General features: G+C 58.8%; 16 protein-coding genes. 5 read left to right on the top strand and 11 right to left on the bottom strand.

Going from position 1 to position 19879, the window contains the following annotated elements:
- Positions 1 to 9: 9 nt before the first annotated feature.
- Entirely contained in the window at positions 10 to 576 is a 567-nt protein-coding gene (locus ACY4LX_RS11235; protein ID WP_149660495.1) for a CsiV family protein, read from the top strand.
- A gap of 11 nt (positions 577 to 587) precedes the next feature.
- Complete coding sequence (locus ACY4LX_RS11230; RefSeq protein ID WP_463259902.1) at positions 588 to 3278, top strand: SNF2-related protein; 2691 nt, start codon at positions 588 to 590, stop codon at positions 3276 to 3278.
- Positions 3279 to 3407: 129 nt separating this feature from the next.
- Here the strand turns inward: ACY4LX_RS11230 and ACY4LX_RS11225 are convergent, their stop codons facing one another.
- The 4 genes from ACY4LX_RS11225 to ACY4LX_RS11210 all read right to left on the bottom strand — a co-directional run bounded on the left by ACY4LX_RS11225 (position 3408) and on the right by ACY4LX_RS11210 (position 9376).
- Positions 3408 to 6704 (bottom strand): DEAD/DEAH box helicase, encoded by a 3297-nt coding sequence (locus tag ACY4LX_RS11225; protein WP_463259901.1) that lies wholly within the window; start codon positions 6702 to 6704, stop codon positions 3408 to 3410.
- 45 nt (positions 6705 to 6749) lie between these two features.
- Entirely contained in the window at positions 6750 to 7487 is a 738-nt protein-coding gene (locus ACY4LX_RS11220) for an S-methyl-5'-thioinosine phosphorylase (RefSeq protein WP_133836765.1), read from the bottom strand.
- A gap of 12 nt (positions 7488 to 7499) precedes the next feature.
- Complete coding sequence (gene nagZ / locus ACY4LX_RS11215) at positions 7500 to 8510, bottom strand: beta-N-acetylhexosaminidase (protein ID WP_149660498.1); 1011 nt, start codon at positions 8508 to 8510, stop codon at positions 7500 to 7502.
- Between the two features lie 158 nt (positions 8511 to 8668).
- The gene (locus ACY4LX_RS11210; protein ID WP_429514144.1) at positions 8669 to 9376 is read right to left on the bottom strand and encodes a TetR/AcrR family transcriptional regulator; all 708 of its coding nucleotides are present in this window, start codon (positions 9374 to 9376) and stop codon (positions 8669 to 8671) included.
- Between the two features lie 229 nt (positions 9377 to 9605).
- Here ACY4LX_RS11210 and lexA point away from each other — a divergent pair, with 229 nt between their 5' ends.
- Positions 9606 to 10214, top strand: a complete 609-nt coding sequence (gene lexA / locus ACY4LX_RS11205) for a transcriptional repressor LexA (RefSeq protein WP_092270751.1) — start codon at positions 9606 to 9608, stop codon at positions 10212 to 10214.
- A 10-nt stretch (positions 10215 to 10224) separates the two neighbouring features.
- Positions 10225 to 10698, top strand: coding sequence for an SOS-induced cell division inhibitor SulA (sulA, locus tag ACY4LX_RS11200; protein WP_149660500.1), 474 nt, complete (start codon positions 10225 to 10227; stop codon positions 10696 to 10698).
- Between the two features lie 93 nt (positions 10699 to 10791).
- On the opposite strand, the gene ACY4LX_RS11195 is transcribed toward sulA, so the two are convergent.
- The 7 genes from ACY4LX_RS11195 to ACY4LX_RS11165 form a co-directional block, all read right to left on the bottom strand.
- Complete coding sequence (locus tag ACY4LX_RS11195) at positions 10792 to 11025, bottom strand: hypothetical protein (RefSeq protein ID WP_123403749.1); 234 nt, start codon at positions 11023 to 11025, stop codon at positions 10792 to 10794.
- Between the two features lie 153 nt (positions 11026 to 11178).
- On the bottom strand, positions 11179 to 11703 hold the full coding sequence (locus ACY4LX_RS11190; RefSeq protein WP_149660501.1) for a DUF6586 family protein: 525 nt from the start codon (positions 11701 to 11703) through the stop codon (positions 11179 to 11181).
- Positions 11704 to 11845: 142 nt separating this feature from the next.
- Complete coding sequence (topA, locus tag ACY4LX_RS11185) at positions 11846 to 14473, bottom strand: type I DNA topoisomerase (RefSeq protein ID WP_149660502.1); 2628 nt, start codon at positions 14471 to 14473, stop codon at positions 11846 to 11848.
- A gap of 114 nt (positions 14474 to 14587) precedes the next feature.
- Positions 14588 to 14824: a DUF1653 domain-containing protein gene (locus ACY4LX_RS11180; RefSeq protein WP_092270764.1), complete on the bottom strand. Its 237-nt coding sequence runs from the start codon at positions 14822 to 14824 to the stop codon at positions 14588 to 14590.
- Positions 14825 to 14923: 99 nt separating this feature from the next.
- Positions 14924 to 16099 carry an acetyl-CoA C-acyltransferase FadA gene (gene fadA, locus ACY4LX_RS11175; protein ID WP_010456360.1) on the bottom strand — a complete coding sequence of 392 codons (1176 nt, stop codon included), beginning with the start codon at positions 16097 to 16099 and terminating at the stop codon, positions 14924 to 14926.
- A gap of 32 nt (positions 16100 to 16131) precedes the next feature.
- A complete protein-coding gene (gene fadB, locus ACY4LX_RS11170; protein WP_463259900.1) occupies positions 16132 to 18279 on the bottom strand; it encodes a fatty acid oxidation complex subunit alpha FadB in 2148 nt (715 codons plus the stop codon).
- A gap of 540 nt (positions 18280 to 18819) precedes the next feature.
- On the bottom strand, positions 18820 to 19257 hold the full coding sequence (locus ACY4LX_RS11165; RefSeq protein WP_149660504.1) for a hypothetical protein: 438 nt from the start codon (positions 19255 to 19257) through the stop codon (positions 18820 to 18822).
- Positions 19258 to 19361: 104 nt separating this feature from the next.
- Here ACY4LX_RS11165 and ACY4LX_RS11160 point away from each other — a divergent pair, with 104 nt between their 5' ends.
- Positions 19362 to 19799: a universal stress protein gene (locus tag ACY4LX_RS11160; RefSeq protein ID WP_149660505.1), complete on the top strand. Its 438-nt coding sequence runs from the start codon at positions 19362 to 19364 to the stop codon at positions 19797 to 19799.
- Positions 19800 to 19879 lie beyond the last annotated feature (80 nt).

Here is a 19879-nt window from a genome sequence, read left to right as displayed (position 1 = left end):
GGACGCCGCATGCGCCTGTTTCGCTCGCTAACTTTGCTGATGACGTTGTTTGCTTCAACGGCGTTTGCCGATGACAAGTATCAGGTTGAAATGATCCTGTTCCGGCAAAACGCCGTGCCGGCAATCGTCAGTCGTGCAGCACCGGAAGACTGGGCGGCCGGCGCACAACACATCGCCCCCGACAGCCTGCGCACGCCAAGCCTCAATGGCACAGTGGAAAAACTCACCAACAGCGCCGACTACACGGTGCTGCTGCACAAGGCCTGGCAACAGAACCTGGGTGAAGAAGCCAGCAAGATTGCGATCAGCGACGGCAACGAACAGTTCGGTCAATTCCCGATCGAAGGCACGCTTGACCTGAAGGTGGGGCGCCTCACCGACATTGACGCGGACTTCTGGGTCAATCAGTTCGACGCCAACGGCATGGTCACTGCCAGCGAACGTCTGAAGCAGGAAAGCCACACCAGGAGCGGCCAGCTGAACTACCTCGATAACGGCCATCTGGGCCTGATGATCAAGATCACCTCGCTGACTGCGCCAGCCCCTCGGCCAGCCCCCGAAGAAATTCCGGACTGATTGAAGTCCTTATGTCGACCCTGAGCAAACCCCTGGCACCTTCCTGGGTCAGCCGATTCAAGGAACAGAGCCTGGAGCGTGGCCGTCGCTACGCGCTGGAGAACCGCGTCAGGATCGTCGAGGTCGGCGATGCCACGATCATCGCTGCGTGCGAAGGTTCGGGCGGTAACGTTTACCGTCAGACCATTCGCCTGCGCGAGTCAGCCAAAGGCACCTTGCTGATGGTCGACGCCAACTGCACCTGCCCGGTCCACAGCAACTGCAAACATTGCGCGGCGGTGCTGCTCAAAGTCCAGGAAACCCTGGCCTATCCGGCGGCTGCGCAAGACGCCGAACTGCTGGAAAAACTCCAGGCAGTCCTGGAAAACCGCAGCCCGAAGGCACCGCCACAAGTGCTGGTGGATAACGTGCAACCGGTGCCGCGCCTGTGGCTGGCGAGTGTCGAATTCAGCGCCTTCGAACCGCGCAACGGCAAGATGCAGCGCTACATCCAGCATCGTGCGGCGCTGTCCTTCAGCTATCTGGATGAATACGTGTCCGGGCAGAAGAATGCCGACGTCCTGATTCGTCAGGAGACACAGACCTTACGGATAAAACGTCACCCGGAAGTCGAACAGGCCTACAGGGAACAGCTAAGAATCCTCGGTTTCAAGATCGCCACCCGGCAAAGCAAGGCCTTGCCCGAAAGCGCTGGCGAACTGTTCGAAATGGTCAACGACAGCGCCTGGCTGACCTTCACCCTCAATGATTTGCCGAAGCTGCGCACCCAGGGCTGGGAGTTGCAGATCGACGAGGATTTCGGTTTCGACCTGACGGCCGTGGACGATTGGTACGCCACTGTCGAACAAGTGCCGGAGCGCGACTGGTTTGATCTGGAGCTGGGGATCATCGTCAATGGCGAACGGCTTAGCCTGCTGCCGATCCTGTTGAACCTGATGCGCTCGCACACCGAAATCCTCAACCCGGAACGCCTGGCCCGCCGTCGCGATGACGAGTTGATCCTGGTGAACATCCCCAATCGCCCGAACTCCGAATACGGCCCGCTGCAAGTCGCCCTGCCCTTCGGCCGCTTGAAACCGGTACTGGCGACCCTTGGCGAGTTTTACCTGCAAGGGCCCGGCGAAACCACGCTGCGCTTGAGCAAGGCTGACGCCATCCGGCTGAATCCGCTGGAAGACATGCCGTTGCTGTGGGAAGGCGGCGATCAGATTCGTACCTTTGCCCAGCGCCTGCGCGATATCAAGGATTTCACCACAGAGGCACCGCAGGGCTTGAACGCTACGTTGCGGCCATATCAGCTCGAAGGCCTGAGCTGGATGCAGTCGTTGCGCCAGCTGGAAGTCGGCGGGATTCTCGCGGATGACATGGGCCTGGGCAAAACCCTACAGACCCTGGCGCATATTCTCAGCGAGAAAATCGCCGGGCGTCTTGATCGGCCGTGCATGGTGGTGATGCCCACCAGCCTGATCCCCAACTGGCTCGACGAAGCGGCGCACTTCACGCCACAGCTCAACGTGCTGGCGCTGTACGGCGCCAGCCGCAAAAAACACTTCGAGAACCTGACCGATTACGACCTGATCCTGACCACCTATGCATTGCTGCCCAAGGACGTGGAAACCCTGGCGGCGGTGCCACTGCACGTGTTGGTGCTGGATGAAGCGCAATACATCAAGAACCCCAACAGCAAGGCGGCCCAGGCGGCCCGTGAGTTAAATGCCCGGCAGCGTCTGTGCCTGAGTGGCACGCCGCTGGAAAACCACTTGGGCGAGCTGTGGTCACTGTTCCACTTCCTGCTGCCCGGTTGGCTCGGCGATGTGAAAAGCTTCAATCGCGATTACCGCGTGCCCATCGAAAAGCGCGGCAGTGAGGTCCGACTTCAGCACCTCAACGGTCGGATCAAACCGTTTCTGCTGCGCAGGACCAAGGAACAGGTGGCGACCGAATTGCCGCCGAAAACCGAGATCATCCATTGGGTCGATCTCAACGAAGCCCAGCGCGACGTGTACGAAACCATGCGCCTGGCCATGGACAAGAAAGTTCGCGATGAGATCACCCGCAAAGGCGTGGCCCGCAGCCAGATCATCATCCTGGAAGCACTGCTGAAGCTGCGCCAGGTCTGCTGCGACTTGCGCCTGGTCAACGACGCCGTCCTGCCTACTCGCGGTAGCACGTCCGGCAAGCTCGACAGCTTGATGGAGATGCTTGACGAGTTGTTTGAAGAAGGCCGGCGTATTTTGCTGTTCTCGCAGTTCACCTCGATGCTGGCGCTGATCGAGGTCGAACTGAAGAAGCGCGGTGTTGAATACGCCCTATTGACCGGACAAACCCGCGACCGACGCGCACCGGTGAAGGACTTCCAGAGCGGCAAGCGTCAGATCTTTCTGATCAGCTTGAAGGCTGGTGGCGTGGGTTTGAACCTGACCGAAGCCGACACGGTGATTCACTACGACCCGTGGTGGAACCCGGCGACGGAAAACCAGGCGACTGACCGGGCTTATCGCATCGGCCAGGAGAAGCCCGTGTTCGTCTACAAGATGATTGCCCGGGGTACGGTCGAAGAGAAGATTCAGCACCTGCAAAAGGAAAAGTCCGACCTGGCGGCGGGCGTACTGGATGGCCGCTCGGCCGGGGACTGGAAGTTGCAGAGTGATGACATTGAAGCGCTGTTTGCGCCGTTGCCGGATAAGCTGGAGAAGCGTTGAGGTCTGTGGCGTCAGGTAGATCGCCATCGCGGGCAAGCCTTGCTCCTACAGGTTCTATGCCGCGAACGACACAAAACCCGTAGGAGCGAGGCTTGCCCGCGAAGAGGCCAGTACTGAAGAAACCCGCTATCAGGCCTTGAGAGTGGGCAACGGTGCAAACAACGCCTCGATATCACTCGGATCAAGCTTCAACCCACCCGACGCCCCACCTTCAAGCACCGCTTCGGCCAGCACGGCTTTCTCCTGCTGCAACGCCTGGATTTTTTCTTCCACCGTACCCCGGGCAATCAGCTTGTAGACGAACACCGGTTTGTTTTGCCCGATCCTATAGGCACGGTCGGTCGCCTGATTTTCTACCGCCGGGTTCCACCAGGGATCGAAATGGATCACCGTGTCCGCCGCCGTCAGGTTCAGGCCGGTGCCGCCAGCTTTCAGACTGATCAAAAACAATGGCACGTTACCGCTCTGGAAGTTCTTGACCGGCGTGCGCCGATCCGTGGTTTCGCCAGTCAGTATCGAATAGCCGAGGCCACGCTGCTGCAACTCCTCCTCAATCAGGGCCAGCATCGAGGTGAACTGTGAAAACAGCAGAATCTTGCGCCCTTCACTGAGCAGTTCTTCCAGCATCTCCATCAGACTGACCAGTTTGCCACTGCCCGAACGCAAGGCTTTGGCGGTGAGCGGCGTCTTGATCAGGCGCAGATCGCAGCAGACCTGACGCAGCTTGAGCAACGCGTCGAGGATGATGATTTGACTGCGCCCCACGCCACTGCGGGCGATTTCGTCGCGGACCTTCTTGTCCATCGCCACGCGCACGGTTTCATACACATCCCGTTGCCCGTCGCTGAGATCAACCCAATGCACAATCTCGGTTTTCGGCGGCAGTTCAGTCGCCACCTGGTCTTTCTTGCGCCGGAGCAAGAAAGGTTTTATCCGGGCGGTCAGGTGCTGCATACGCTCGCTGTTGCCGTGCTTCTCGATCGGCGTGCGGTAATCGCGGTTGAAGGTTTTGCTGTCCCCAAGCCAGCCGGGCAACAGAAAGTGGAACTGCGACCACAACTCGCCGAGGTGGTTTTCCAGCGGCGTACCGGACAGACACAATCGCTGGCGAGCCTGTAGATCACGGGCGGCTTGAGCGGCTTTGCTGAGCGGGTTTTTGATGTTCTGCGCTTCGTCGAGAATCAGCACGCTCCAGGCCTGCGGCTGCAAAATCTCCAGGTCCCGAGGCAGCAGCGCATAGGTAGTCAACACCAGGTCGTATTCAGCAAGGTTGGTAAAGTCTTTTTGCCGGGCAGCGCCATGCAGTGCCAGCACTTTTAATTGCGGGGTAAAGCGCAGGGACTCGTCGAGCCAGTTGGGAATCAGGCTGGTGGGCATCACGGCCAGCGCCGGACAATCAAGGCGCCCGGCCAGTTTTTCCGTCAGCAGGTGAGCCAGGGTTTGCAGGGTTTTCCCCAGCCCCATGTCGTCGCCGAGGATGCCGCCCACTTCCAGTTCGCGAAGGGTTTGCATCCAGTTCAGGCCTTCAAGCTGATACGGTCGCAGTGTCGCCTTCAGGCCCTCGGGCGCTTCGACCTGAACGTGCGTCGACTCACGCAAGCGTTTGGCAAAACTGCGCAGTCGCTCGCCGCCCTGCCAGACCAGTGGAACGCCTTCCAGCGCACTGAGGCGCGCGGCGTCCGGCGCAGTCAAACGCAACGAGTCGCCCTCGTGCCCCCCCAGGTACAACTCGCCAAGGGTGGCCATCAACGGCTTGATACGACCATAAGGCAGCGCGACTTTCGTGGTGTCACGGGAAAGAACACGCCCTGCCCCCAACTCGATCAACACTTGTTCGTCATCATGACGTTTTGCCAGGCTTGCAGGGTCCATCAGTTGCGGCTGACTGCGCAGTAAATGCAGCAAAATCGGTAACAGGCTATGCCGCTCGCCGTTAACGACGATCCCCAGTTGCAGGTCAAACCACTGGTGCCCCGCCTCTTCCTCAACCTCCGCATACCACTCTTCCACAGGCTGCACGTTGAAGTGGAAGTTGTCGCTGATATCGATCAGCCAATTTCTCTCCCTCAGCGCCGGAACCCCATCCTGCGCAAAGGCAAGCCAGGCGGTGTCATCCGGCAGCGTGAACATTTCACCCGGACGGTCGAGGCTGCTTTTGCGCGTGGCTTTTTTGAAACCGTGTTTTTGCAAGGCTTGGCGCAAGGCTTTTTCAGCGACGGGATTGCGTTGGATACGCTGGGTTTCAGTCCCGGAAAGGATCAACACCTCCGGGTTCCGGTCCGACGTCGGATGGCCGTTGTAGGTAAAGACCAATGCCGCACGGTGCTCTGCCTCATGCTGCCAGCGCACGTAACGCTTGGCACTGGCGAGCGTCAGGTGAGCCTGAGGAAGAATGCCGTCGATGACCCGCTCCGTCAGCGCATGGGGTGCCGGCGCGACGCGCGTCGCGGCGCTCATCCGATGGCTGAACTGCATTGCCTGACGCGCCGGAATATCGGGCGCCAACGACAAATGACACGCCAGCTTCTCATCCATCTCGCTGAACAAAGGCCCGACCTGCAGCCGCTCGCGATCCACATAGTACAAAGGCTCCAGGGCCAGGATCGTTTCCACCGGGGCTTCATCGCTACCCCATTGCGGGCGGAAACTGCCGTTTGCTTGCTCGGCCCAGACGAATTGGCCCGTCCTCCTCATTCCTGGTGTCAGGGGCTGGGGCTGGTCGAGATCGAGGAAAAGGCGCGAGGTGCGCAACAGCATCTCGATCAGTTCTGCACCACTGCTGCCTTCCAGGGGATAACCGGAGTAATAGGCGTGGTGGGAGTGAACCGCCACCAAAAGCCTGGCGATTCGAAGGTCGAGTTCGGTCAGATAACCGGGTTGGCGAATCAGCGTATCCGAGAGTGAATACACTGACTTGATGTCTTGCAAATGGCCGTCCTTGAGCTGACGGGCCTTGAAGATTTCCAGCGTCCATTTCCCGGCGACAGGCGTCGCCCTGAGTTTGTAGAACAGGCGCGCGCCAGTGACCTGCGTCGACTCGTCAGAGGGATTAGTTGCAGAAGGGATACCGTCGAGCCAGCGCTCCAGCTCGCGATTCAAGTGAACGGAAACCGCACCGTCAGTCGCGGCGACAGGCAGTTCCTGCAGGTGATAGATAACGGTTGCGCAGTGTTTGCAATCAGTCAGTACGGGGCATGAGCAGGTGCAATCCAGCTCAAAATCACCATCCGCATCTTCGACCAGTTCGATGTGCTGTTCGTAGACGTAACCTCGGGAGCCCCGGCAGTTCGCACGAACGAGCACATCATCAAGTTCGAGAATTTTTACCCGATCCTCCTGTGCGTATTTGCGCGCCTTATCCAGAGCACGATGACTGAACTCTTCCGCCCATGACAGCTGTTGAATTTGCTCAATGATTGCAGACATACACTCAATGCTTTTTAAATTGAATTAGTGACGGTAGCGCACAATTTAACCTTCAAGCACCCGCGCCAACGTCGACTTCACTTTGCCCATCCCGTCATGCAACGCCTGTTCGATCTCGGCCATGGTGATCACCGCCGTGGACTTGCCCGCCGCCGGGTTGACCACCAGCGCGAGGCAGGCGTAATCCAGTTCCAGCTCACGGGCCAGCGCCGCTTCGGGCATGCCGGTCATGCCGACGATGTCGCAGCCGTCACGTTCCAGCCGGGCGATTTCAGCGACGGTTTCCAGGCGTGGGCCTTGGGTGCAGGCGTATACGCCATGACTGCTGTAGCCCACACCTTCCGCTGCCAATGCAGCAATCAACTGCTGACGCAGCGGCTCGCTGTACGGATAGCTGAAATCGATGTGAGTGACCTGTTCCAGGTCTCCGGCGAAATAGGTGTGTTCGCGACCGCTGGTGTAATCGATCAACTGGTGGGGCACGCAGAAATGTCCAGTGCCCATGGCGGCATGAATCCCACCCACGGCATTGACCGCAAGAATCGCTTCGGCCCCGGCCTGTTTCAGCGCCCAGAGGTTGGCGCGGTAATTCACCTGATGCGGCGGCAAACGATGCGGGTGACCGTGGCGCGCGAGAAACAGCACTTCCTTGCCCGCATATTCACCGATATGCACCTCGGACGATGGCGGACCGTAAGGCGTGTCTACCGCCAGTGACTGACGAATGCTCAGGCCTTCGAGTTGAGTCAGGCCGGTGCCGCCGATAATCGCGTAGATCGTCATAACGAAAAGTCCTTATCCAATCAGTTGAGCGTCTTTGAGCGCGCCGACAGCAACGAGCCAGCGCGGGTCTTGACGATATTCGGTACCGGCAAACGACTGGCCGCGCATCCGCGCGATACGTGGCGATGGCTTGACCTTCATGCGCTGGGCAGCGGTCAGGGCCAGCTCGGCAGCCGCACGATCGTTGCACACCAGGCCCATATCGCAACCGGCGGTCAGCGCGGCTTCGATGCGACTGGCGGCATCGCCGACCACATGGGCGCCGGCCATGGACAGATCATCGCTGAAGATCACGCCGTCGAACTGCAACTCACCACGCAGGATGTCCTGCAACCAGCGCCGGGAGAAACCGGCCGGTTGCGAGTCGACCTGTGGATAAATAACGTGGGCTGGCATGACGGCGGCCAGTTGCTTGCTCAGTCGAGCGAACGGCACCAAATCATTGGCGCGGATCTCGTCGAGACTGCGTTCATCGTTGGGAATGGCGACGTGGGAATCCGCCTCGGCCCAACCGTGGCCCGGGAAATGCTTGCCGGTGGCGGCCATGCCGGCGCTGTTCATGCCGCGGATGAAGGCTCCGGCGAGCAACGCTGCGCGCTCGGGGTCGCCTTCGAAGGAGCGGGTACCGACCACAGCGCTGCGCTGGTAATCCAGATCCAATACCGGGGCGAAGCTCAGGTCGAGACCAACAGCGAGGACTTCGGTGGCCATGATCCAGCCGCATTGTTCGGCCAGGTATTCGGCATTCGGGTTGTCGGCAATGGCCCGCATGGCCGGCAGTCGCACGAAGCCCTGACGCAAGCGCTGGACCCGACCGCCCTCCTGGTCTACCGCCAACAGCAGATCAGGACGAATGGCACGGATCGCGGCGCTCAGTTCGCGCACCTGGCGTGGGTGCTCGATATTGCGGGCGAAAATGATCAGGCCGCCCACTTCAGGCTGGCGCAACAATTGGCGATCTTCGGCCGTCAGCCAGGTACCGGCGACGTCCACCATCAACGAGCCTTGCAGGCCAGCAGTCATAAGGATTCCTTGAAAACGAAAAACCCGGCTCGCACGATGTCGCCGCCGAGGGCTGTGCCCGGCAGGTCGGTGATATCAATGGGAAACGGGTTCAAAACGAGAGTCGGCATGGGCGGCTAGCTTAGCGGATGTCAGCTGCCGCGCCCACCCGTGTGCGGTTAAACCTTGGCGGCAACCGGGGCCGACTTGCTGCGCGGACGCAACTGCGCGGTGGCCATGGCAGTGTCGGTGACGCCCGTTTCGGCACGCATGCCAGCAGCGAGGAACGGCACCATCAGGCGCATCACCTGCTCGATGGACGTGTTGACGCCGAAATCGGTCTCGGCAATCGCCCGCAGGGCCTTGATCCCCGACATGCTGAACGCTGCAGCGCCGAGCATGAAGTGCACGCGCCAGAACAGTTCGATCGGCGGAATACGCGGTGCGGCCTCGTTGACCAGCATCATGTAGCGACGGAAAACCTTGCCGTACATGTCTTCCAGATAACGACGCAAGTGGCCCTGGCTCTGACTGAAGGCCAGGCCCAGCAACCGCATGAATATGGAGAGATCGTTGCCGCTACGTGGCTGTACCACCAGGGCCTGCTCGACGAGGATTTCCAGCAGGTCTTCCAGCGTCGGCTTGTTTTCCGGCTTGGCCTGTCGCCGTTCCAGCTCCTTATCGAGGCTGGTGCAGAACGGCCCGAGGAAGCGCGAGAACACCGCCTGGATCAATGCCTTCTTGGAGCCGAAATGATAATTCACCGCCGCCAGGTTGACCCCTGCCTTGCTGGTGATCAGACGCAACGAGGTTTCGGCGAAACCTTTTTCCGCGAACAACTGCTCGGCAGCATCGAGAATGCGTTCAACGGTTTCCGACTGGGCCATGGCTACTCCGCCTGACAAACACTTGTTTGAAACATACGTTTCAGCCTGTGCATTGTCAAGCCTGCCGGTTCGTTTTGGGAATGGTCGGTCAGCTATTTAACCATACAACCCGGCGTCGTTAATCAGCGAGCTGACTGACCGTCCAGCGGCGCGCTAAAAAAGGGGCATTGCCAAGAAGCTTTCACTGTATATAATCCCAGTCACTGTATAAAAAGACAGAGCGATCAATATGCTAAAGCTGACGCCACGCCAAGCAGAGATTCTGGCCTTCATCAAACGTTGCCTCGACGACAACGGCTACCCGCCGACCCGCGCGGAAATCGCTCAGGAACTGGGTTTCAAATCGCCAAACGCGGCGGAAGAACACCTCAAGGCATTAGCCCGCAAAGGTGCGATCGAGATGACGCCTGGCGCCTCTCGCGGTATCCGTATTCCCGGTTTCGAAGCCAAGGCCGACGAGTCCACCCTGCCGATCATCGGTCGCGTAGCGGCTGGTGCACCCATCCTCGCCCAGCAACACATCGAAGAGTCCTGCAACATCAATCCGACGTTCTTCCATCCGCGTGCCGACTATCTGTTGCGGGTGCATGGCATGAGCATGAAGGACGTGGGCATTTTCGACGGTGACCTGCTCGCCGTCCACACCACCCGTGAAGCCCGCAACGGCCAGATCGTGGTGGCACGGATTGGCGATGAAGTGACCGTCAAGCGCTTCAAGCGCGATGGCAGCAAAGTCTGGCTGATTGCCGAAAACCCTGAGTTCGCCCCCATTGAAGTCAACCTGAAAGATCAGGAACTGGTGATCGAAGGCTTGAGTGTCGGCGTGATTCGCCGCTAAAGGAGGCTTTATGCAGTTCCCACATACACCACAGCAAGCCCAACTGCCGTTGTTCGAGGCGTTCATGGTGCAACCGCTGGCGCCGATCCTGAAAGATGTGGTCGAGTCGCCCTGGAGCGCCGAGCCCGAGGTCTTCAGCGAGCTATCACTGCGTGGTGCAGCAGGGAGCTGCCTGAACCTTCTGGCGCCGATTCTCCGGGAATTGAGCCAGGACCAGGACGCACGCTGGCTGACGCTGATCGCCCCGCCCGCCAGCCTGACCCAGACCTGGTTGCGAGACGCCGGCCTTAACCGCGAACGCATCCTGCTGCTGCAACCGCGCGGCACCCAGAGCGCTCAACAGCTGACCTGCGAAGCCTTGCGACTGGGCCGCAGTCACACGGTCGTCAGCTGGCTCAACCCGCTGACCGCCACTTCGCGGCAACAGCTGATCAGCGCCGCCCGCACCGGGGACGCTCAAAGCCTGAATATTAGATTGGGATAACTGATAAACAATTTGCGCCCTGAAAAGGGCTTGGCTTCTCCAGGGATAGAGAAGCCGATCTATAGCGGAATCAGCAGAAACCGACGGACGGGATCAATGCAGGATCCGCGGTTCCTCATCTTTATTGAATTCGCCTTCTACCAAGCGTCCCGCCATCTGCACACCAACGCTCAACATCGCCTTGGCGACTTCCACGTGATTGCCTTGCAGGAACGCCTTGGCATCCTCGGAGAAATCCAAAGTAACCAGAGAACCCTCGTCCTCAGCCCTGCGCAGCTCGATTCGGCCGTCTGGTAACTCGACAATTTCTAGAAAGGACGTTGGCATAAAGGTCTGTTCTCCACGAAAGGCGGGGATTATATAGGCATCGGCCAGGCTTCGCTCGGGATCTTGACCAGAAGTCATCGCGAAGAAATATCTATTAGTACTTAATGCTGAACGGCCAACCCAATGGGTCATCCGTCAAAATCGATCAATTCCTTAGCACTCGTTCAACCCTTCACGAAAGCGAAGCGCCAGCCCTTTGAGGTTCTGCCGCCAACTCTCCAGCTCTTCGCGACTCAGCTCTTGAGGCGCTTCCTCTTCATCCAGGTTCACCGCCATGATCAACGGCTGCGTCACGTCGCCTTTCGGCTTGTGCGGCACCCGTGGCGGCTGAAACAGGGCTGCGTGAGCGGCCAGGAGTTTAGCCAGCCAGGTTTCGGAATTACCCGCCAACTCCACCAGCTCGGCCATTTCCGGAATCGCGATGGCTTCCAGCACCTCGCGGGTCAGCAACATCTCTGCCCGCGGCGCATTGGCCTGGGGCAAGCGATAGAAACCGGCTATTTCATGGCACAACCCCAGCAGCGCACCGTAAAGGTGAAACAGCGCCGATTCGCGCCCGGCCTGAATCAGTGCCAGGGAATTCATCGCCCGCCCCTCTTCGGCCCTGGCAAGCGCTTCGAGCGACAGGCCGGCAAAATAAATCTTCTGATTGGTACGGGTATAGAGTTCGTGGGCCATGACGGCAGCCTCCACAGCGAAATAATTGCGTCACACAGACTCCACAGTGTCGTGGATCAGCCGATCCGACCGCAAGCCCAAAACAAAAAGGCCGCCTGAAAATCCGAGGATTGTCAGGCGGCCTTTTCAGTGCAGCGACGTTTTAAGCCTTCGCGGGGGTCCGCTTGTCTTCAACCGTCCATTTGCCACCGTCGTAGAAAGCTTTCCAGCCTGTTGGCTTGCCTTCGACTTCGGTCTGCACGTATTGCTCCTTGGTCTTGCGGCTGTAGCGAATCACGGCTGGACGACCATCCGGATCTTTCTTCGGCGCTTCACAGAGGAAGTGGTACTTCGGATCGATCTCGTCTTTGTGCGGCACAATCTCGATCACCAACGGAGCACGAGTCTCGCGGTTTTTCGGGAACTGGCTCGCCGCCAGGAACAGACCGGAAGCCCCATCGCGCAGTATGTAGGTGTCGTTGACCTTTTCGCATTTCAGCTCAGGCATCTTCACCGGATCCATCTTCGGCGGCGCCGCGTCACCGCTTTTCAGCAGTTTGCGGGTGTTTTTACATGTCGCGTTGGTGCAGCCGAAGAACTTGCCGAAACGGCCGGTCTTGAGCTGCATCTCGCTGCCGCACTTGTCGCATTCCAGGCTCGGACCTTCGTAGCCTTTGATGCGATAGCTGCCTTCTTCGATTTCGTAGCCGTCGCAGTCCGGGTTGTTACCGCAGATGTGCAGCTTGCGCTTCTCATCCAGCAGGTAAGCGTCCATCGCCGTGCTGCAGATCGGGCAACGGTGCTTGCCACGCAGCACCAGGGATTCCGATTCACCCTCGTCGTCCGCGGCGATTTCGTCGCCCGGCACCAGGTTGACGGTGGCCTTGCAGCGTTCTTTCGGCGGCAGGCTGTAGCCCGAGCAACCGAGGAACACGCCAGTGGATGCGGTACGAATCTGCATCGGACGACCGCACACCACGCACGGAATATCCGTCATCACCGGCTGGTTGGCACGCATGCCGCCTTCCGCGCTTTCAGCTACTTCGAGTTTCTTCTTGAAGTCGCCGTAGAACTCGTCGAGCACGTTTTTCCAGTCGCGTTCGCCCTGGGCCACGTCATCGAGGTTCTCTTCCATGCCGGCGGTAAAGCCGTAGTCCATGAGATTGGAGAAGCTCTCGGCCAGGCGCTCGGTAACGATATCGCCCATCTTTTCCGAGTAGAAACGACGGTTGTGCAGCGCTACGTAGCCACGATCCTGGATGGTCGAAATGATCGCTGCGTAGGTCGAAGGACGACCGATGCCGCGTTTTTCCATTTCCTTGACCAGGCTCGCTTCCGAGTAACGGGCCGGCGGCTTGGTGAAGTGCTGGGTCGGATCAAGCTTGATCAGCTTCATCGCGTCGCCCTGGGCCATGTCCGGCAGCACATCGTCATCGCCAGGCTTGGCAATTTGCGGCATAACGCGGGTGTAGCCGTCGAACTTCAGGATGCGGCCTTTGGCACGCAACTCGAAATCGCCGGCACCGACGGTCACGGTAGTCGACAGGTATTGCGCAGGCAACATCTGGCAAGCGAGGAACTGGCGCCAGATCAGCTCGTACAGACGCTCAGCATCACGCTCCATGCCCGACAGCTTGCTTGGCTCGGTATTGGCGTCGGAGGGACGAATCGCTTCGTGAGCCTCTTGTGCGCCTTCCTTGCTGCTGTAGACGTTCGGGTTTTCCGGCAGGTACTTCTTACCGAACTCGCCTTCAATATAAGTACGCGCCATCGCCACCGCATCCACCGAGAGGTTGGTGGAGTCGGTACGCATATACGTGATGTAGCCCGCTTCGTACAAACGCTGGGCCATCATCATGGTTTTCTTCACCCCGAAGCCCAGGCGGTTACTCGCGGCCTGCTGCAGGGTGGAGGTGATGAACGGTGCCGACGGCTTGCTGCTGGTCGGTTTGTCTTCACGCTTGACGATGCTGTAGCTGGAAGACTTGAGCTTCTCCAGCGCGGCCATGGCCTGGGTTTCGTTAAGCGGCTTGAAGGCTTCGCCTTTCTCGCGGGCCACGTCGAAGCGCACGGTAGCGCCCTTGGCGGTGCCGAGGTCAGCGTGGACTTCCCAGTACTCTTCCGGGTTGAACGCGCGGATCTCACGCTCACGCTCGACCACCAGTTTTACCGCAACCGACTGCACGCGACCGGCGGACAGGCCGCGAGCGACCTTGGCCCACAGCAGCGGCGAAACCATGTAACCCACCACGCGATCGAGGAAACGACGCGCCTGCTGGGCGTTGACACGGTCTATGTCCAGTTCGCCCGGCTTGGAGAAGGCCTCCTGAATCGCCTTCTTGGTGATTTCGTTGAACACCACGCGCTTGTAGCGGCTGTCGTCACCACCGATGGCTTCGCGCAGGTGCCAGGCAATGGCTTCCCCCTCGCGATCCAAGTCGGTTGCGAGATAGATGGTGTCAGCATCTTTGGCGAGCCGGCGCAGCTCTTCGATGACCTTCTCTTTGCCCGGGAGGATCTCGTACTTGGCTTTCCAGCCATGATCGGGATCGACACCCATGCGCGAGACGAGCTGCTTGCGCGCCTTCTCTTTCGGCGTGAGCACCGGACCTTCACCCGCGGCGGCCTTGCTGCGCTTGGCGGCTGGCTCTTTGCTGGCGCTAGCCGAACCGCTGGTGGGCAGGTCTCGGATATGGCCGATACTCGACTTCACCACGTATTGGTTACCCAGATACTTGTTGATGGTCTTGGCCTTAGCCGGGGATTCCACAATGACCAGCGATTTGCCCATGGATCAGAAAATTCCTGAATTCTAGAAGTGAAAGGCGGTTGGCGCCTGACGCGGCACCGCTATATATAGTGGCTACAAGGTGAGGTCAAGCGCAGGGTTCAGCGCGCACTCAGCTTATGGCTTGGAAAAAAGGCTCGGTTCGGCTTGCACCAAAGCAAAGCGTGGGACCTGTTCGCCGTCAACCTCGACCGACTCCAGGAACATGCTCAAGGGACGTACCCAAAAGCCGTAATCGCCATACAGGGCTTGGTAGAAGACCACTTCTTCTTCGGTCTCGGAATGCCGCGCAACATTAAATACACGGTACTGCGGACCTTTGTAATGTTGGTAGAGCCCAGGTTGTATCGGCATGGTTTGGCCCTCTCTCAAATCTTTTCAAAATAAAAACAAAAATAAATTCAGAAAAACAAAAACCGGGGCACTTGGCCCCGGCTTCCATCAACGAGACGCTTAAACGCGTTCGAAGACGGTGGAGATGCCTTGGCCGAGACCAATGCACATGGTGGCTACCCCAAAGGTGCCGCCATTTTGCTTCATCACGTTGAGCAAAGTGCCGGAGATACGTGCACCGGAGCAACCGAATGGGTGACCCAAGGCGATTGCGCCGCCGTGCAGGTTAACCTTCTCGTTCATCTTGTCGAGCACTTTCAGATCTTTCAGCACAGGCAGGGCCTGTGCGGCGAAAGCTTCGTTGAGCTCGAAGAAGTCGATATCGTTGATCCCCAGACCCGCGCGCTTCAGTGCTTTCTGTGTTGCCGGAACTGGACCATAGCCCATGATTGCCGGATCCACACCTGCCACTGCCATCGAACGAATCACGGCCAGAGGCTGGATACCCAGGTCCTGGGCACGCTGCGCCGACATCACGATCATGCACGAAGCACCATCGGTAATCTGCGACGAAGTACCGGCAGTCACGGTGCCGCCCTTTGGATTGAAAGCAGGCTTGAGAGCCGCCAGGCTTTCCAGAGTGGTTTCCGGACGAATGGTTTCATCGTAGTCGAACAGTTTCAGGAAACCGTTCTCGTCATAGCCCTGCATCGGGATGATTTCGTCTTTGAACTTGCCTTCCAGGGTCGCCTTGTGGGCGAGCTGGTGGGAGCGCACGCCGAAAGCGTCCTGTTGTTCGCGAGTGATGCCGTGCATTTTGCCCAGCATTTCAGCGGTCAGGCCCATCATGCCCGAGGCTTTCGCCGCGTACAGGGACATGTGCGGGTTCGGATCGACACCGTGCATCATGCTCACGTGGCCCATGTGCTCGACGCCGCCGACGACGAACACGTCACCGTTGCCGGTCATGATCGCTTGCGCAGCGGTGTGCAGCGCGCTCATCGACGAACCACACAGACGACTGACGGTCTGGCCGGCGGCAGTGTGCGGGATCTGCGTCATCAGGGACGCCATGCGGGCGATGTTCCAGCCCTGCTCCAGGGTCTGGTTCACGCAGCCCCAGATCACGTCTTCGACTTCGTTCGGGTCAACCTTGACGTTGCGTTCCAGCAATTTGCTGATCAGGTGCGCCGACATGTCTTCGGCACGGGTGTTGCGGTGCATGCCGCCCTTGGAGCGGCCCATCGGAGTACGACCGAAGTCGACAATCACGACGTCTCTTGGATTCAAGCTCATAAAATTTCACTCTCGCTCAAAAGTTGGGACGCTTAACCGAAGAACCGTTGGCCAGTCTTGGCCATTTCACGCAGCTTCGCGGTCGGGTGGTACAGCGCGCCCAAATCGGCGTACTGGTCAGCCAGGGCAACGAACTCTGCAACACCGAGCGAATCGATGTAGCGCAGCGCACCGCCACGGAATGGAGGGAAACCAATACCGTAGACCAGACCCATGTCGGCTTCGGCGGCGGTTTCGACAATGCCGTCTTCCAGGCAACGCACGGTTTCCAGGCACAGCGGGATCATCATCCAGTTGATGATGTCTTCGTCAGTGACTTCGCGCTGCTCGTAGACGATCGGCTTGAGCACTTCCAGTACCGACGGGTCGGCGACTTTCTTCTGCTTGCCCTTCTTGTCGGTCTCGTAAGCGTAGAAACCCTTGCCGTTCTTCTGGCCCAGGCGCTTTGCTTCGTAGAGCACGTCGATGGCCGAGCGGCGATCGTCTTTCATGCGATCCGGGAAACCTTCAGCCATCACGTCACGACCGTGGTGCCCGGTGTCGATGCCGACCACGTCCATCAGGTATGCCGGGCCCATAGGCCAGCCGAATTTTTCCATGACCTTGTCGATACGGACGAAGTCCACACCGGCGCTGACCAGTTTGGCGAAACCGCCGAAGTACGGAAACAGCACGCGGTTGACCAGGAAGCCCGGGCAGTCGTTGACGACAATCGGGTTCTTGCCCATTTTCTTGGCGTAGGCAACGGTGGTGGCAACAGCCAGCTCGCTGGACTTCTCGCCACGGATCACTTCAACCAGCGGCATCATGTGCACCGGGTTGAAGAAGTGCATGCCGACGAAGTTTTCCGGGCGCTTGAGGGCTTTGGCCAGCAAGGTGATGGAAATGGTCGAGGTGTTGGACGCGAGGATGGTGCCCTCTTTGACCTTGTCTTCGACTTCGGCCAATACGGCTTGCTTGACCTTCGGGTTCTCGACGACAGCTTCGACCACCAGATCCACGTGACCGAAGTCACCGTAGGACAGGGTCGGACGAATGCCGTTGAGCACTTCAGCCATTTTCGCCGCGGTCATGCGACCTTTATCAACGCGACCGACCAGCAGCTTGGCGGCTTCAGCCAGGCCCTGCTCGATACCGTGCTCGTTGATGTCTTTCATCAGGATCGGCGTGCCTTTGGAGGCCGACTGATAAGCGATACCGCCGCCCATGATGCCGGCGCCCAATACGGCGGCCTGCTTCACGTCTTTGGCGATTTCGTCGTAGGCCTTGGCCTTTTTCTTCAGTTCCTGATCGTTCAGGAACAGACCGATCAAGCTCTGCGCGGCAGAGGTCTTGGCCAGTTTGACGAAACCGTTGGCTTCGACTTCCAGCGCTTTGTCGCGACCGAAGTTCGCCGCTTTCTGGATGGTCTTGATCGCTTCAACCGGCGCAGGGTAGTTCGGGCCAGCCTGACCGGCCACGAAACCCTTGGCGGTTTCGAAAGCCATCATTTGTTCAATGGCGTTCAACTTCAGCTTTTCAAGCTTCGGCTGGCGCTTGGCCTTGTAGTCAAACTCGCCAGAGATGGCGCGCTTCATCAGTTCCAGAGCCGCTTCCTGCAGTTTCTCAGGGGCAACCACGGCATCGACGGCGCCGACTTTCAGCGCGTCTTCAGGACGGTTTTCCTTGCCGGAGGCAATCCACTCGATGGCGTTGTCGGCACCGATGAGGCGCGGCAGGCGCACGGTGCCGCCGAAGCCCGGGTAGATGCCCAGTTTGACTTCTGGCAGACCGATCTTGGCCTTGGTGGACATGACGCGGTAGTCCGCCGCCAGGCACATTTCCAGACCGCCGCCCAGGGCGATGCCGTTGATCGCGGCGACAGTCGGGACGTTGAGGTCTTCGAAATCGCTGAAAATCTTGTTGGCTTCGAGGTTGCCAGCGACAAGCTCTGCATCAGGCAGCTTGAAGTTCTCGACAAATTCGGTGATGTCGGCGCCGACGATGAACACGTCCTTGCCACTGCTGACGATCACACCCTTGATCGAAGCATCTGCCTTGATGGTGTCTACGGCCTGACGCAATTCGTTCAGGGTTAGACGGTTGAACTTGTTGACGGACTCACCCTTGAGATCGAACTTCAGTTCGACGATGCCACTTTCAAGAGCCTTAACCGTGATGGCTTTACCTTCGTAAATCATCAACTGATCTCCACGATATGGAAGCTGAACAGTACACGTCGGACGCAGGCGAATGGCTCGGCAGGACGCTTTTCGTCGATGCTAACGCCAATCCACCCGGCACACCCGCCAACGCGATAGTCGGGATTCTGTAGGAACGTCCTGTAAGACAAACGCTCAATTCATACGCCCGTTTGATTTGGGTACGCCACCTTCACGGAATTTCCGGCAATTGTCAATCGCCCAAAATGCTGGTTGAAACGCGACTTTGCAGTCATTTCCGTAAGACGAAGGCTCACAACACGCAGGTGCATGTGAGGCCATTCATAGAATCAATAGTTAGAAAAGTCGCCCTAATTCACGGCAACCTCTGTTTAAGCAGCTACGCTGGCGGGGGCATGAAGAAAAAATTTGAACGCTTTTGGCGAATGCCCAGCGTAAGATCTGCGCCACAAAGAATTTCCGGCCTGCCTGGCCAACTCCAGCCCGATGATGATGTCGGGCTTTTTATTGCCTGTCTGTCGGGCGTTTCGCGCCATTGCAGCACGAAATTTCCGCAAGTCATGCGAGTGCTTTCAGCACCCCGTCAATTTGCTGCAAAACCGTCGCTTCGCCCTTCTCGCCCCAGTACAACGTGATCATCTGCTTGTCCGCTTCGATCTTGTAGACGTTGTCCGGCAATTTTTCGAAATGAATCAGCAACGCCGGATCCTCACAGACCTCCTGCCACTGATTGACCCACACGCCCGGCGACTTTTGCCAATAGCTCCAGCACTTCGGCTGATTACCCCGGCGCGGTCGATGGTACTGCGCGCACGGGCTCGGCGGCTCCTGGCTCAGCCAGTGCGGCCACTCCTGGGGCGCCAGCTGCATGGCCAGCCCGATACGCCGTGCCTCCATGCGCAAGGCCATGCGGCCGCTCTGGTGGCGGGACGGTCGCAACCATGCCAGCGGACTCAAGACCACCAGCAGGATTGACACCACTATCCAGACCGTCATATCTGTACTCCCGATTCTTGATGAGCGCTTTGGGTCACTTTGGAACCATTGCGCTTGAAACCAGCCATACTTACCAATATTGCAATCCTCAGGAGGAGCACCTCATGCCCTACAACCATATTCTGGTCGCTGTAGATCTAACCGAAGAGTGCGATCCTGTTATCCACCGCGCCCGCGAACTGTCGGTGAGCAATGGCGCGAAGCTGTCCCTGGTGCACATTGTCGAGCCGATGGCCATGGCCTTTGGCGGCGACGTGCCGATGGACCTGTCACAACTGCAACAACAGCAGTTCGACCAGGCCAAGGAGCGACTTGACCGGTTGATCGTGAAATACCCGGAACTCACGAAGGAATACAGCCACCTGACTTACGGCCAGCCGCGCCAGGAAATTCATCACCTGGCCAAGGAACAGACCTGCGACCTGATCGTGGTCGGCAGCCACGGCCGACATGGCCTGGCGCTGCTACTGGGCTCCACCGCTAACGACGTGCTGCACGGTGCGCCGTGTGATGTACTCGCCGTACGCCTGATCAAAAGCTGAAACCCGTTGCCCCTGTTGGAGCTGTCGAAGGCAGTTCCTACAAAAAGCCCGACACTCGAGTAACCGAGGTCGGGCTTTTT

The sequence above is a fragment of the Pseudomonas sp. Emmai genome (assembly GCF_055179735.1).
This window is presented reverse-complemented; position numbering and strand designations above follow the sequence as displayed.

What these genes read in the sequence shown, in the direction of transcription:
- nagZ (WP_149660498.1), bottom strand. Translation starts at nt 8,510, where the DNA reads ATGACTGCTGGCCTGCAAGGCTCGTTGATGGTGGACGTCGCCGGTACC.
- ACY4LX_RS11180 (WP_092270764.1), bottom strand. Translation starts at nt 14,824, where the DNA reads ATGCCGATACAACCTGGGCTCTACCAACATTACAAAGGTCCGCAGTAC.
- ACY4LX_RS11230 (WP_463259902.1), top strand. Translation starts at nt 588, where the DNA reads ATGTCGACCCTGAGCAAACCCCTGGCACCTTCCTGGGTCAGCCGATTC.
- ACY4LX_RS11220 (WP_133836765.1), bottom strand. Translation starts at nt 7,487, where the DNA reads ATGACGATCTACGCGATTATCGGCGGCACCGGCCTGACTCAACTCGAA.
- fadA (WP_010456360.1), bottom strand. Translation starts at nt 16,099, where the DNA reads ATGAGCTTGAATCCAAGAGACGTCGTGATTGTCGACTTCGGTCGTACT.
- sulA (WP_149660500.1), top strand. Translation starts at nt 10,225, where the DNA reads ATGCAGTTCCCACATACACCACAGCAAGCCCAACTGCCGTTGTTCGAG.
- topA (WP_149660502.1), bottom strand. Translation starts at nt 14,473, where the DNA reads ATGGGCAAATCGCTGGTCATTGTGGAATCCCCGGCTAAGGCCAAGACC.
- ACY4LX_RS11190 (WP_149660501.1), bottom strand. Translation starts at nt 11,703, where the DNA reads ATGGCCCACGAACTCTATACCCGTACCAATCAGAAGATTTATTTTGCC.
- lexA (WP_092270751.1), top strand. Translation starts at nt 9,606, where the DNA reads ATGCTAAAGCTGACGCCACGCCAAGCAGAGATTCTGGCCTTCATCAAA.
- ACY4LX_RS11235 (WP_149660495.1), top strand. Translation starts at nt 10, where the DNA reads ATGCGCCTGTTTCGCTCGCTAACTTTGCTGATGACGTTGTTTGCTTCA.
- ACY4LX_RS11225 (WP_463259901.1), bottom strand. Translation starts at nt 6,704, where the DNA reads ATGTCTGCAATCATTGAGCAAATTCAACAGCTGTCATGGGCGGAAGAG.
- ACY4LX_RS11165 (WP_149660504.1), bottom strand. Translation starts at nt 19,257, where the DNA reads ATGACGGTCTGGATAGTGGTGTCAATCCTGCTGGTGGTCTTGAGTCCG.
- ACY4LX_RS11160 (WP_149660505.1), top strand. Translation starts at nt 19,362, where the DNA reads ATGCCCTACAACCATATTCTGGTCGCTGTAGATCTAACCGAAGAGTGC.
- ACY4LX_RS11210 (WP_429514144.1), bottom strand. Translation starts at nt 9,376, where the DNA reads ATGGCCCAGTCGGAAACCGTTGAACGCATTCTCGATGCTGCCGAGCAG.
- ACY4LX_RS11195 (WP_123403749.1), bottom strand. Translation starts at nt 11,025, where the DNA reads ATGCCAACGTCCTTTCTAGAAATTGTCGAGTTACCAGACGGCCGAATC.
- fadB (WP_463259900.1), bottom strand. Translation starts at nt 18,279, where the DNA reads ATGATTTACGAAGGTAAAGCCATCACGGTTAAGGCTCTTGAAAGTGGC.